Annotated in this window: 13 protein-coding genes and 1 pseudogene; 8 read left to right on the forward strand and 6 right to left on the reverse strand. The window is 37.1% G+C overall.

Annotated features, from left to right (window positions below):
* The 8 genes and pseudogenes from cpu_RS14365 to lepB form a co-directional block, all read left to right on the forward strand.
* Positions 1-241, forward strand: a pseudogene (locus tag cpu_RS14365) (hypothetical protein); the annotation flags it as partial.
* Positions 174-701, forward strand: coding sequence for an electron transfer flavoprotein subunit alpha/FixB family protein (locus cpu_RS13850; RefSeq protein ID WP_234970243.1), 528 nt, complete (start codon positions 174-176; stop codon positions 699-701). The pseudogene cpu_RS14365 and the gene cpu_RS13850, both read left to right, overlap by 68 nt.
* 162 nt (positions 702-863) lie before the next feature.
* Positions 864-2045: an acetyl-CoA C-acetyltransferase gene (locus cpu_RS10880; RefSeq protein WP_075860000.1), complete on the forward strand. Its 1182-nt coding sequence runs from the start codon at positions 864-866 to the stop codon at positions 2043-2045.
* 79 nt (positions 2046-2124) lie between these two features.
* Positions 2125-2556, forward strand: a complete 432-nt coding sequence (locus cpu_RS10885) for a 2-thiouracil desulfurase family protein (protein WP_439951479.1) — start codon at positions 2125-2127, stop codon at positions 2554-2556.
* Position 2557: 1 nt separating this feature from the next.
* Positions 2558-3436 (forward strand): radical SAM protein, encoded by an 879-nt coding sequence (locus tag cpu_RS10890; RefSeq protein WP_075860001.1) that lies wholly within the window; start codon positions 2558-2560, stop codon positions 3434-3436.
* A 13-nt stretch (positions 3437-3449) separates the two neighbouring features.
* Positions 3450-4088, forward strand: a complete 639-nt coding sequence (gene ppaX / locus cpu_RS10895; protein WP_075860002.1) for a pyrophosphatase PpaX — start codon at positions 3450-3452, stop codon at positions 4086-4088.
* A gap of 2 nt (positions 4089-4090) precedes the next feature.
* Positions 4091-5812: a sigma-54 interaction domain-containing protein gene (locus cpu_RS10900; protein ID WP_075860003.1), complete on the forward strand. Its 1722-nt coding sequence runs from the start codon at positions 4091-4093 to the stop codon at positions 5810-5812.
* A gap of 32 nt (positions 5813-5844) precedes the next feature.
* Entirely contained in the window at positions 5845-6405 is a 561-nt protein-coding gene (gene lepB / locus cpu_RS10905) for a signal peptidase I (protein ID WP_075860004.1), read from the forward strand.
* Positions 6406-6502: 97 nt separating this feature from the next.
* Here the strand turns inward: lepB and cpu_RS10910 are convergent, their stop codons facing one another.
* The 6 genes from cpu_RS10910 to cpu_RS10935 all read right to left on the reverse strand — a co-directional run bounded on the left by cpu_RS10910 (position 6503) and on the right by cpu_RS10935 (position 13079).
* Positions 6503-6973: a cytochrome c-type biogenesis protein gene (locus cpu_RS10910; RefSeq protein WP_075860005.1), complete on the reverse strand. Its 471-nt coding sequence runs from the start codon at positions 6971-6973 to the stop codon at positions 6503-6505.
* A gap of 74 nt (positions 6974-7047) precedes the next feature.
* Positions 7048-8250: a Coenzyme F420 hydrogenase/dehydrogenase, beta subunit C-terminal domain gene (locus cpu_RS10915; RefSeq protein WP_075860006.1), complete on the reverse strand. Its 1203-nt coding sequence runs from the start codon at positions 8248-8250 to the stop codon at positions 7048-7050.
* Between the two features lie 63 nt (positions 8251-8313).
* Entirely contained in the window at positions 8314-9330 is a 1017-nt protein-coding gene (locus cpu_RS10920; RefSeq protein WP_159434006.1) for a TRAP transporter substrate-binding protein, read from the reverse strand.
* Positions 9331-9455: 125 nt separating this feature from the next.
* On the reverse strand, positions 9456-10754 hold the full coding sequence (locus cpu_RS10925; RefSeq protein ID WP_075860007.1) for a dicarboxylate/amino acid:cation symporter: 1299 nt from the start codon (positions 10752-10754) through the stop codon (positions 9456-9458).
* Positions 10755-10867: 113 nt separating this feature from the next.
* A complete protein-coding gene (locus cpu_RS10930) occupies positions 10868-11533 on the reverse strand; it encodes a response regulator (protein WP_234970244.1) in 666 nt (221 codons plus the stop codon).
* Entirely contained in the window at positions 11523-13079 is a 1557-nt protein-coding gene (locus cpu_RS10935; RefSeq protein WP_075860008.1) for an ATP-binding protein, read from the reverse strand. Before cpu_RS10935 ends, cpu_RS10930 begins: the two co-directional genes overlap by 11 nt.
* Positions 13080-13165: the final 86 nt, after the last annotated feature.

Raw genomic sequence — 13165 nt, forward strand, 5'->3', positions numbered from 1 at the left:
CGAAGTAGTATTAATCGCCAACTCCGCTCAGGGGAGGGACTTTGCCCCGAGAGCAGCCCAGCGGGTAAGAGCCGGGCAGGTAAGCGACCTCACCGGTTACGAGGACGGTTTATTTATCCGGCCCATCTATGCCGGCAAAGCCTATACCAAAGTTGGAGCCCACAAGCTATCCTTTGTTTGTAACCGTCCGCCCCAACGTCTTTCCGGTAGCCGAGAAAACCGGCGGGCAAGCTGCAATTGAAGAAGTAGCGGTTAGCTTTACTCCGGAAGACTTAAAAGCCGTGGTAAAAGAAGTAGTCAAGCAGGTATCGGGTCGTCCCGAATTAACCGAAGCGGACATTATAGTATCCGGCGGCCGGGGAATGAAAGGACCGGAGAACTTCAAGCTCTTAGAAGACCTAGCGGACGTACTGGGGGCAGCGGTAGGAGCCTCCCGGGCAGCGGTAGACGCCGGCTGGCGGGAACACCGGTATCAGGTAGGCCAAACCGGTAAGACCGTATCTCCCAGCTTATATATAGCGGTAGGGATATCGGGAGCCATTCAGCACTTAGCCGGGATGGGCAGCTCCAAGGTCACAGTAGCCATCAACAAAGACCCGGAAGCCAATATCTTTAAAGTTGCCGATTACGGCATTGTCGGGGATTTGTTTGAAATAGTTCCCCTTTTAACCGAAGAATTTAAAAAGCTTTTAAAATCTTAAAAAAAATAACTAGAGAAAGGAAAGAGGAGATTAGTTTTATTTTGTCTCTGGGGTGTAGCTTATAACTACACCCCCCTTTTTCAATAAATATTCAACAAATATTGGTATAATTTATGCTTATTGTAAATTAAAGCTTTAAATATTTTTTAAAGGAGGATTTCAATGAACGAGGTAGTAATAGTAAGTGCTGTTAGAACTCCTATTGGCAGTTTTTTGGGCAGCCTTGCCCAAACTCCGGCAGTTGAACTAGGAGCTCTTGTCATTAAGGAAAGTTTATCTCGTATTAACCTTGAACCTCAGCTAGTGGATGAAGTTATCATGGGAAATGTATTGCAAGCGGGTCTTGGTCAGAATCCTGCCCGTCAGGCGGCAATTAAGGCAGGGCTTCCTCGGGAAGTACCATCCTTTACAGTAAATAAGGTTTGCGGTTCAGGATTAAAATCCGTTGGGCTTGCCTTTCAAGCAATTGCAACGGGAGATGCCGAAATAGTAGTTGCCGGCGGTATGGAAAATATGACATTAGCTCCCTATGTACTACCCAAGGCCAGAACGGGATACCGTATGGGCCATGACACTTTGATTGACTCAATGATTAAAGATGGCTTATGGTGTGCTTTTACCGAGGTCCATATGGGTATTACAGCGGAAAATATTGCCGAGAAATACAATATAACCCGGGAAGAACAGGACAAATTTGCCTTGCAAAGTCAGGAAAGGGCTATAAAAGCTATTGATGAAGGAAAGTTTAAAGAGGAAATAGTTCCGGTTACAATTCCCCAGAAAAAAGGAGAACCTTTGGTATTTTCCACCGATGAATTTCCCAAGCGAGGTACAACCTTAGAAAAATTAGCCGCCCTAAAACCAGCCTTTAAAAAAGACGGTACCGTAACCGCCGGAAATGCTTCTGGAATAAACGATGGTGCCGCAGCTGTTGTGGTTATGTCTGCCAAGAAAGCCCAAGAATTAAATCTTAAACCTCTTGCAATTATCCGGGGTTTTGGCTCGGCAGGGGTTGATCCTGCCTATATGGGGTTAGGTCCAATACCCGCCACTAAAAAAGCCTTGAAAAAAGCCAATTTATCCATAGCCGATTTAGGTCTAATAGAAGCTAATGAAGCTTTTGCCGCTCAAGCTTTAGCGGTGATTAAAGAATTGGAGTTAAATCCAGAAATAACCAATGTCAACGGTGGGGCAATTGCTTTAGGTCACCCCATTGGGGCTTCAGGGGCTCGAATACTAGTAACTTTGTTACATGAGATGCAAAAACGTAATATCAAGTATGGTTTAGCAACTTTATGTATTGGTGGCGGTCAAGGTTTTGCTATGGTGGTAGAAAAAGTATAAAAGCCGGAAAATCCGGCTTTTTTTCTTGGGTTTTAAGTGGTAAAATTTTGTGTAAAGAAAAGGGGGAATAAATATTTATCTGGTTAGTGCTTGTTTATTAGGACTAAACACCAAATATGATGGTACTAATAATTTAAACCAGAAGGTATTAAAGTTTTTAAACGATAAAGTTTTCATACCCTTTTGCCCGGAACAATTAGGAGGACTCCCAACGCCACGCTTACCAGCTGAGATTATTTCCTTTCCTGATTTTAAAGTAATAAATATTAACGGTGAAGACGTAACTGAAAATTTTTTACGTGGAGCCAAAGAAACATTAAAAATTGCTCGTTTTTATGAAAAGAACATCTCCGGCATAATTCTTAAGGAAAAAAGCCCTTCTTGCGGAGTAAAATACATATATGACGGAAGTTTTCAAAAAAAATTAATTCCTGGAATGGGAGTTACTGCGTATTTTCTTTTTAAGCATGGTTTTAAACTTTTAACTGAAGTTAGTTTAGGGAGGGAGTAGGGTGGAAATTTATCTTGGTGATATTTTTCGACCACCAAGTGAAGCTTATAGTATCATTTTACAAGTAACCACCGGATGCAGTTATAATAAGTGTACTTTTTGTGGAATGTATAAAGATAAAAAGTTTTCTGTCCGGCCAATAAAAGAAATAAAAGAAATTATAGCTTTTTTTAAAAGAAAATATCCTTTTGTGGAAAAAGTTTTTTTGGCTGATGGCGATGCTTTAAGCGCTCCTACCGATTACTTACTGGAAGTGTTGGATGTTTTAAAAAATACTTTTCCCCGCTTAAAAAAAGTCAGTAGTTATGCAGGCCCTAAATCTCTTTTAAATAAAAAGGATGAGGAACTAAAACTACTGCATGACCATGGTTTAAACCTTTTGTACTTAGGTCTTGAAAGTGGTTCCGACATAATTTTAAAAAATGTCCAAAAAGGTTTTACAGCTAACGAAATAATAACAGCCTGTCATAAAGCTAAATCGGCGAATTTTGAACTTTCTTTAACGGTAATTTCCGGATTAGGTGGTAGGGAACATTGGGAAGAACACGCTATTGCCTCAGCTGAAGTAGTATCAAAAATAAATCCGCATTTTTTAGCTACTTTAACATTAATGCTCGTTCCTGGGACTAAATTAGCCAAAGAAGTGCAAGAAAACCGTTTTCAAATGCCATCCGCTAAAGAAATTTTAAAAGAATTAAGAATGTTTCTTTATAATTTAAACTTAACAAACACTGTTTTTCGCAGCAATCACGCTTCCAATTATTTAATTTTAAAAGGTACTTTAAATCAGGACCGGGAAAAACTAATTAAAATTCTTGATGATGTCATAAATAATGAAGGAGTTTTCTATTTACGGCCAGAATACTTAAGAAGACTTTAAAAGGAGAAGACAAATGTTTAAAGGAATATTTTTTGACTTAGATGGCACTTTATTGGATACTTTTGAGTTAATCTATCAATCCTTTCGCTATGTTTACAAAAATTTTCTTAATAAAGAGATTTCTAAAGAAGATATTTATCCTCATTTTGGTAAACCACTCATTTATTCTTTCGGAAACTTGGATCCGAAAACAATTGACCAATTAATTGCTGCTTATCGCGAATTTAATTTACTGCATCACGATAAAATGATTAAACCTTTTCCTGAGGCCATTGACACGTTAAAATCTTTAAAGCAAAATAACAAAAAACTAGCCATAATTACCTCCAAGTTAAAAGACACAGCAATTAGAGGCCTTAAATTATTTGATTTAGAGCAGTATTTTGATTTAATTATTGCTATGGAAGATACCGAAAAACATAAGCCGGACCCAGCACCGGTAAAACTTGCTTTAGATTTTTTTAAACTTAGCCCTAATGAATGTTTAATGGTTGGAGATAGCCCGCACGACATGTTAAGCGCAAAAGGAGCAGGAGTAAAAACAGTAGCTGTAAAATGGAGTGTGCTCCCGTGGGAAGACCTTTTAAAGACCAAGCCCGATTACATTATTAATTCCTTTAATGATTTACTTAAAATTACTGAGGTGGATTAGTCGTGGCTATCAATCCGATAAATTATTTAAGCCTTTTAAACATCATTGACTCCATTCACAATGCAATTGTTGCCGTTGACCAAGATGGTATAATATTTATTTTTAATAAAGCTAGCGAAAGGGTTTTTAATTATCCTGCCCGGGAAGCAATTGGCAAAAATATAAATGAAGTCTTGCCTTTTAGTGGTTTACATAAAGTAATTAAAACCGGCGAATCACATATTGGAAGGAAATTTAAAATTGGCGACAATCTATATGTCGTTAATCGAACACCCTTATACTATAATGGTCAAATTATCGGTGCAATAGGAGTTGCCCAAGAGATAAATGAACTTAAAAATATTGCCGATGAGTTAGAAAATGTTTTAGCCCTTAAACAAACTTTAGAAACAATCCTAGAAGCAGGCCAGGAAGGTTATATGGTTTTAGACTTAGAAAGGCAGGTTACTCATGCCAATAAAGCAATAGCCGATCTTTTTGGTTTAAAAATAAGTGACATTTTAAATACGCCAATAGAGTCAATTACCAAAAATCCTTTTTTTTGCGAAATACCGGAAGCAGTTAATGATATCAAAACCGAAGTAATTGAAATCAATGGGCGTCAAGTAGTAGCTTTTAAATATCCCATTGTTAAAGATTACAAACTTTTAGGTGGAGTTATAAAGGTTATTTTCCAGGATGTTAGTGACCTCTTAACGTTGGCCGAAAAAATAAACCAGCTAAACTCTGAATTATCTTATTATAAAAATGAGTTAACAAAATACACTACCCAGCAATTTACCGAACGTAAAATAATCGGCAATCACCCTTCAATCATACGTTTAAAAGAAATTATTAAAAAGATTGCTCCTTATAATACCACAGTGTTAATCCGGGGAGAAAGCGGTACTGGAAAAGAATTGGTAGCTCATGCTTTACATGTAGAAAGCGGAAGACCAGGAAGTTTTATTAAAGTTAATTGTGCTGCTATCCCAGAAAATCTCCTTGAAGCAGAATTATTCGGCTATGTGGAAGGAGCTTTTACAGGGGCAAAAAAAGGTGGACAGATAGGAAAATTTGAGTTAGCCCACAACGGTACAATATTTTTAGATGAAATCGGCGATATGCCCCTGGCGATGCAAGCTAAACTTTTAAGGGTTTTACAGGAAAAAGAAGTGGAGAGGCTCGGAGACAATAAAACCCGGAAAATTAATGTTCGGGTTATTGCAGCCACCAATCAGGATTTAGAGGAATTAATAAAACAAAAAAAATTTCGCGAAGACCTCTATTACCGCTTAAATGTAGTTTCTTTATATGTACCAGCACTTAGGGAAAGAATAGAAGACTTACCCCTTTTAATAAAACATTTTATTGATAAATTCAACCGTGAATATCGAACTAAAGTAACAACTATTTCTCCGGAAGTTATGGATATTTTTATGAAATATTCCTGGCCAGGGAATATTCGTGAACTTGAAAATGTTTTAGAAAGATGCTTTAATTTAGTTGAAGGAAAAGTAATTGCAAAGAAATATCTACCGCCTTATTTACTGGCTAATGAGCTTGGGGAGGGAGAGGTATCCCTTGGGCAAAGCCTTCCAGAATTAATAGAAGCTTATGAAAAAGAGTTAATTATGGCAGCGTTAGCAAAAACTAAAGGAAACAAATCAAAAGCAGCCAATCTTTTAGGAATTTCACGACAATGGCTTCACCGAAGGTTAAAGTATTTTAATCTTCATTTTTAAAGTAATATTACCTTAAAGAAAGGGCGTAGCACATGATAGAAGGAGTAGAAAACGAAAACTCAAAGAGATTTTCCTGGAAAAATGAAATAAAAGAATTTATTTCCGCAGCTATTTGGGCTGTAATCTTGGCTTTCATTATAAAAACTTTTATTTTCCAATTAACCGTAGTTCCTAGCGGGTCAATGATACCAACGATTTTACCCAATGATCGGGTTGTGGTATTAAAATTTTGGTATAAAATAAATCCATTAGAACGGGGGCAAATAGTGGTTTTTGATCCTCCTATTGATTCCAGTTACCCCTTTATAAAGCGGGTAATTGGTCTTCCCGGTGACACTGTTGAAATAAAAAATAATTCGGTTTATATAAACGGTAAACCCCTTAAAGAAACATATCTTCCCAAATATACAAAAACAGTGCCCCATGAAAAGGGTACCTTATTTAAAGTTCCAAAAGACTCTATTTTTGTTATGGGAGACAATCGACAGGGAAGTTATGATAGCCGCGATTGGGGCTTTGTTCCTTTAAAAAATATTAAAGGCCGAGCAGTCTTAACTTATTGGCCGCTAAATCGGGTGAAAGTATTAAGATAACCGGATCCTCCCGGTTATCTTTTTTATTTATTAGTTTACATAATACTTATTATAGGAAGTTATTTTTAAAAAAGAAAAAAGGGACTCTTCGTGCCCTTTATAAATATTTTTTTAGTTCTTCTTCTACCTCGGAATAATTTACTGCTGTTTCATTTTCTTGCTTCTCATTAGAAGCTGGCAATTCTATCCTTTGTTTTTTCCTGAGAAAATAATTTACAAAAAGTCCTCCAGCTAAAATCCCAATTCCCGGCATCATCCAGGCTAAATAATTGAATCCTTTTGTTGGCGGAGCAGCAAGCCGTTCAAGTCCATCTCTTTTGACATAATAATCAAGAATTTCTTTTTCAGTTTTACCTTCATCAAGCATTTTTTTAACTTCATTCCTAATAGTTTCAGCTTGCTGACACTCACACTCATAGATTTTTTGTTTACCACAACCACATAAACAGACCATCTTGTTGGTAATTTCTTTAAAAAGGTTTACATCATAAGCAAAGGCTGTAGTGTTTACCACAATCACTAAGCTTAAAGCCAATATCACGCTGAAAAAATTTCTTCTTAAAAACATTATTTCACCTCCTTAGATGGATTATACCACATTATGTAGTATATTTGGCAAAAAAAAAAACACCAACCCTTGCCTTATTTTTTCTCAGGTGCCAGATGAAGATCTCTAAAAAAAGGCGTATAATCGACCTTCATATGATAATTAGGAGTTGGCCAGCCAAATTGCTGGCGCTGTACCAAGCGAAAAGCTGCTCCGTGTTTTTTCATTTCAAACCCTATACTGCTGCAAAGTCTTTCCGGCTCAAGACCTTCCAAATATAACACCTTTTCTTCGACAGCACTTTTTATTAACTCCTCACCTGCTAAAGACCTTACTAACAGGGCTGAAGTGCCGCTGAAATTATCTCCAATCGTCGGCGAAGCCCAGTAATCACCTACAGCAATGTCGGCAAGTTCACTACTCCAATCGATACACATTTCACACCGGTCCCTTTTGTAATTGGGCATTAACATATGATAAACATACCGGTGACGGTCAATAGTAATGGTTTCACCATCATGACGCTTTACCATAAAATGGCCAGGCCATTCACCTCCCCGGTATTCCAAACTAGCTATAACTTCCAAATCTTTTATACCACACCACTCCACCAAAATATGCCGAGTACCCTCGAAATAAAACTGAGAAGCACAAAACAAACCTATTGTTAATTTAATTTTCCCCGAAATATCCCTCGGTACATCATAATATTGCATCTTACGCACCGCATGGATATGACAGGGAAGCCCAACCAATCCTAGGCGCTGGCAGCCGCGCTTTACAGCTTCCCGAAAGAGCATATTGACAGGAACTACGGCGTATTTTGATTGGGCTGCATCTATAATTTCTTTTTTGCTTTTCACTAACTTGGCCTCGGTAAGCCAAGGTTTTTCTTTATTAAATCCAGCCACAATGGCACAGTCAATTATTCCTTTTTCTAAAGCATGCACCAGGAGAGCCGTTACCACCCCACCACTTGCACCCTTTTTTCGTATAACTTCATCCCCTGCATACCCAACATAGCTTTCCAGATAAAATCCCAGATCAGCTAATGTAAATTTACGGTTCTCCCCAAAAAAATGTTTTTCTAATTCCAAAAGCGGCACATCGCTTCCCGGACAAATACGGTAACAAAAGCCACAAGAGGAGCATACACCGGTACAAATTGGCATAGGTTCGCCGTACACCCGGGTCACTTCAAGCGCCCCCTTAGGGCATACTCCAACACAGCTACCACAACCCGTACATAAACCTCGCCGAATTACTAAATTTTCTAATTGGGGAAATCCCGTTTTCATTCTTCTTATTTTCCCTCACTTTTCTTAAGAATTGCTTTAATATTACTACATTCCGAAAACTATTCAGTTAAGATTTCCTGTTTTTAAAATTTCAGCTTGTAAATCTTTTGGAAATAAAGGAATTATTTCGTACGCAAGAGGCTTTAATACCGCTTGCCACTCTTCCTTTTCTTCCGGAGTTAAATCATGAATCTTAATATTCTGGTCATTTCGAATACGGGCTAAATCTTCAGCATTTTGTTCCAATGCTGCCTTTCGTTGCCAAGAAGTAACTTCTTTTAAGGTGTCTAAAAGGATTTTTCTTGTTTCTTGGTCTAAGCTGTTAAAATAATCGCTGTTCATTAAAACTGCATATCCCAGATAACCATGATTGGATACAGTCACATAGCTTTGCAATTGGTAAAACTTTTTGGAATAGAGATTTGATGGAGTATTTTCACTCCCATTTACTTTTTTATTTTCTAAAGCTTCAAATACTTCATTAAAGGATAGGGGCACCGGAATTGCTCCTAATTGTAAAAACTGCTTTTTTAAAATAGGGCTATCCATAATACGTATTTTTAAACCTAGAAAGTCTTTTAAGTTTTTTATTGGCCTGTCCGTTGTCAGAATTTTAAAACCATTATCCCAAAAGGCCAATACTTCTATTCCTTTATCTCGCATACTTTTTCTTAATAGTTCTCCTACCGGGCCATCTGCCAATTGATGCACCTGCTCTAAATCGTCAAAGAAAAAAGGAAGATCAAAAATCCCCCAGCGGATATCCAAGCCGGTTAATTTTGAGGTAGCAGGGGCAATAATCTGGACATACCCTTTTTTTAATGCTTCTAATTCCTCGCCATCTTTATAAAGAGTGCCATTGGGATAAATTTTCATTTCTATCCGTCCACCACTTCGTTGATAAACCAAATCGGCCCACAGGCGGGCGGCCCGTCCTTTGGGCGAAGCATCGCTTACCACGTGAGAAAAGGTTAAGACAATTTTTTCTTTTGGACTCGTTTGTTCAAAATCTACGGCTTTTGGTGCACATCCTTGAAGTAAAAAAGCACAAAAAAACATCAATATTAAAAATTTTTGCAACCATCTTCCCTCCTTTTCTGAATCCTTTTTTACAATTGTACCCTGCAAATTAATCACTTTAAAGCTCAGCAATAGAAAAGCCAAAACCATTTTTAAAGGTTTTGGCCGGGAAATGTAGTTTTGGCTTAATTTTCTACAGGTATTTCAATATTCTCAACCTTTGTACCATTACTTAATATAAGCCGTGCTTTTTCCTCATTTATTTCTCGCTCCCACTTAGCGACCACAAGTGTAGCTACCGCATTCCCAATTAAATTGGTAATTGCCCGTGCCTCTGACATAAAGCGGTCTACGCCAAGAATTAGTGCTAAACCTGCTACAGGAATTACTCCTCCCAGCGAGGATAATGTGGCTGCCAGCGTAACAAACCCTCCACCTGTAACAGCCGCTGCACCTTTAGATGTTAGCATCAAAATAGCGAGGATGGTAAGCTCTTGACTTAGGCTCAAGTGAACGTTTGTTGCCTGAGCGATAAAAATTGCCGCTGCTGTTAAGTAAATCGAAGTTCCATCAAGGTTAAAAGAATAGCCCGTTGGAATAACCAATCCAACTACCGATTTGGAAACTCCTAATTCTTCCATTTTTGTCATCACCCGCGGTAACACTGACTCAGAAGACGAAGTACCTAAGACAATTAAGATTTCTTCTTTTATATACTTTAGTACCTGCCAAATACTAAAACCGTGAATTTTCAAAATTGTTCCCAGCACAATAAATATGAACAAAAGACATGTAGTATATACTACTGCCATCAGCTTACCAAGAGATACAAGAGTATGAATTCCGTATTTCCCAATTGTAAAAGCCATGGCTCCAAAAGCCCCTACAGGAGCTACTTTCATAATAATATTAATAACACCGAATAAAGCATGAGATAAATCATCTAAAAACTTTACAAGGGGTTTCCCCTTTTCTCCCATTGCCGCAAGAGCAAAACCAAATAAAAGTGAAAATAAAAGTACCTGCAAAATTTCACCTTTTGCAAAGGCATCTACTACAGTAGTTGGAATAATATTTAGCAAAAAGTCCACCGCATTTAAACTTTTAGCTGAAGCAGCATAAACAGCAACTTCCTTTGCATTCAATGTTGATACATCGGCGTTTATTCCGACACCTGGCTTATATACTTTTACCACAATTAAGCCAATAATAAGCGCAATTGTAGTTACTACTTCAAAATAAATTAACGCCTTAACACCGATTCTTCCAACTTTTTTCATATCACCCATATTTGCAATTCCGACGACAACAGTGGTAAAAATTATAGGTGCTACCATCATCTTAATTAATTTAATAAAAGCATCTCCAAACGGTTTCGTTTTAACAGCAAAATCAGGATAATAATGTCCCAAAATAATACCGCAAGTAATTGCAACAATTACCCAAAAATAAAGGTGATTATAAATCTTTTTTCTTTTTTCCATTCTCCTTTTCCCCTTTCATTAAGTTATTCTAAATAATCTCTATATTTTCAATATAACAATTTTTCTAAAAATTTATACATTTATAGTCATATTGTTAATTTTGTTCTTTTTGTTCACAGCAAATAGTAAAAATTAACCGGACGCCCAATATTACCGTACTGGACTTCCTTTCCTGCCATCCCCTCTTTTTCTAAATAATCCAGATATCGCCGTGCAGTTACTCTTGATATTCCAACCCGTTCGGCAACCTCAGAAGCTGAAAGCGGTTCTTCCGCATCTTCTAAAGTTTTTAAAATCATTTTTAACGTTGTTTCATGAAGGCCCTTTGGCAAGTTTCCTCCCGTACTTGAACGAGAAAATAACCGATCGATATCTTCTTGCTTTACATTTCGCTTTTGCCCAATTTTTAAGTACTTATTTTTATAAGTCAACAAGGCATCGATTAACCTTTCTTTTTTAAAAGGTTTAATAATATAGTCGACAACGCCATAGCGTAACAGCTCTGCTACTATTTCTCCTTGTTGGGCTGCAGTAATTGCCAGTACATCAACTGAAATATTTCTTTTGCGAACTTCTTTTAAAAGAGTTAAACCATCGATGTCAGGCAAGTAAATATCAAGAATTATTAGGTCAGGAGAGTTACTGTTCAAAAAAGCTAACAAATCATTACCGTTTTTAAAAGTTCCAATGATTTGAAATCCCTCAACTTCCTTAACAAAACTCTTATTTATCTCTAAAACCATAGGATCATCTTCTACCACAACAGTTTTAATCATCATTTTTCTCCCCCCGTACTTCAACCAAAAATGCTGTTCTTTTCGCTGTTGACCTTATTCGAACTTTGCCACCAGCTTCATATAAATGCTTCTTTACAATGTAAAGTCCATAGCCTCTATTTTCCCCTTTGGTTGAAAAACCAGGTTCAAAGATTTTTTCATGTTCAATCATTAAGCCAGGTCCGGTATCTAAAACCAAAAGCTTAAGGTGATTTTGAGTTGCCTGAATTTTAAAAAATACTTTTTTTCCATCGCTTAAGGCTGCTGCTTCCAAAGAGTTTTCTAAAATATTTCCAGCAATTTCTATTATTTTGGTACTATCAAGTTTAACCGGGTAAGCTTCAACAAAACTCCGCCTGCTAACTTTAAGTTCTACTTTTAATTCGGAAGCCCTTGCAACTTTTCCCAAAATTAATCCAGCCAATGCTGGGTCTTTAATATTTTTAGTTAAAAATGTGGTAAGAGCTTGCTGAGCATCAGTCAAACAAAAAATCAGGTCCAATGCCTCTTCAACTCGGCCTAATTGGATTAAGCCAGCAATTGAATGTAGACGGTTTAGATTTTCATGATTCTGAACCCTTAAAGCTTCAACAAACTTTTTAACTCCTGTTAATTCTTCAGCAAGTTTTTGTACTTCACTTTTTTCTCTAAATACCGTAAAGGCACCAATAACTTCTCCTTTTACTTTTAAAGGTAAACTGGTAGAAATTAACTGTTTTTCCTCAACAAAAATTTCCCTATTATAAATTGGCTTACCGGTTTTAATAACTTCAAGTAAGCGACTTTCAGAAATTATCTCAGTGATATTTTTTTCGACTAAAATTTTCTGGGCTGCAGGGTTTATTAGTGTAATTGTTCCTAGTCGATCAATTGCGATAATTCCTTCGTTTATCGTATTTAGAAGGGCATTACGCTGTTCCATTAGACTCGCAATCTCTTCTGGTTCTAAACCCAAAATCTCATTTTTTATTTTTTTTGCCAGTAAACTAGCTCCAATTAATCCAATAAGTAAACCCCAAATAGTTGCTAAATAAATGCCTCCACGAACGCTTTTTAATAATTCCCACCAAGTTGGCAGCAATATTCCCACCACTACAACACCAATTTGGTCGGTAAAATCTTCATTTTTTACCGGAACAAAAGCCCTAACCGCTACTCCTTTGATTCCCTTAGCTTCAGAAATATATTCATTATCGGCAAAAGCTAGCTCTTCATCTCCTCCGAAAAATTTTGTACCGACTTTTTCTGGTAGAGGACTTGAATAACGAATTTTTTTCATATCTAATACGACAATATAATCCACATTTGTTACTTGACGAATTCGTTCTGCAATCGGTTCTATCTTTTTAAAGCCTTCTGGTTTGCCTAAATACTTTTTCACAGTAGAATTTTCTGCTACCGTTCGTCCAATAGCAAGCGCTCTCTTACCAAGTTCTTTTTTCAACTCTCCTGCAACTTTGTATGCAAGAAAAAAACCCGAAAAAAGAACCGAAAAGGCCACAATAATAAGGGCTAATACTTCGATTTTCGTAGCAAGCTTAAGTTTCATTGTTCTTCCCTCATCATATTTTCTTTATATTCTAAAATTCGTGAAAAAAGTTAAAATTCCTTTCATTTTTTACATATATGGGATTT

It is taken from the genome of Carboxydothermus pertinax, from assembly GCF_001950255.1.
GTDB classification, from domain to species: Bacteria; Bacillota; Z-2901; order Carboxydothermales; family Carboxydothermaceae; genus Carboxydothermus; species Carboxydothermus pertinax.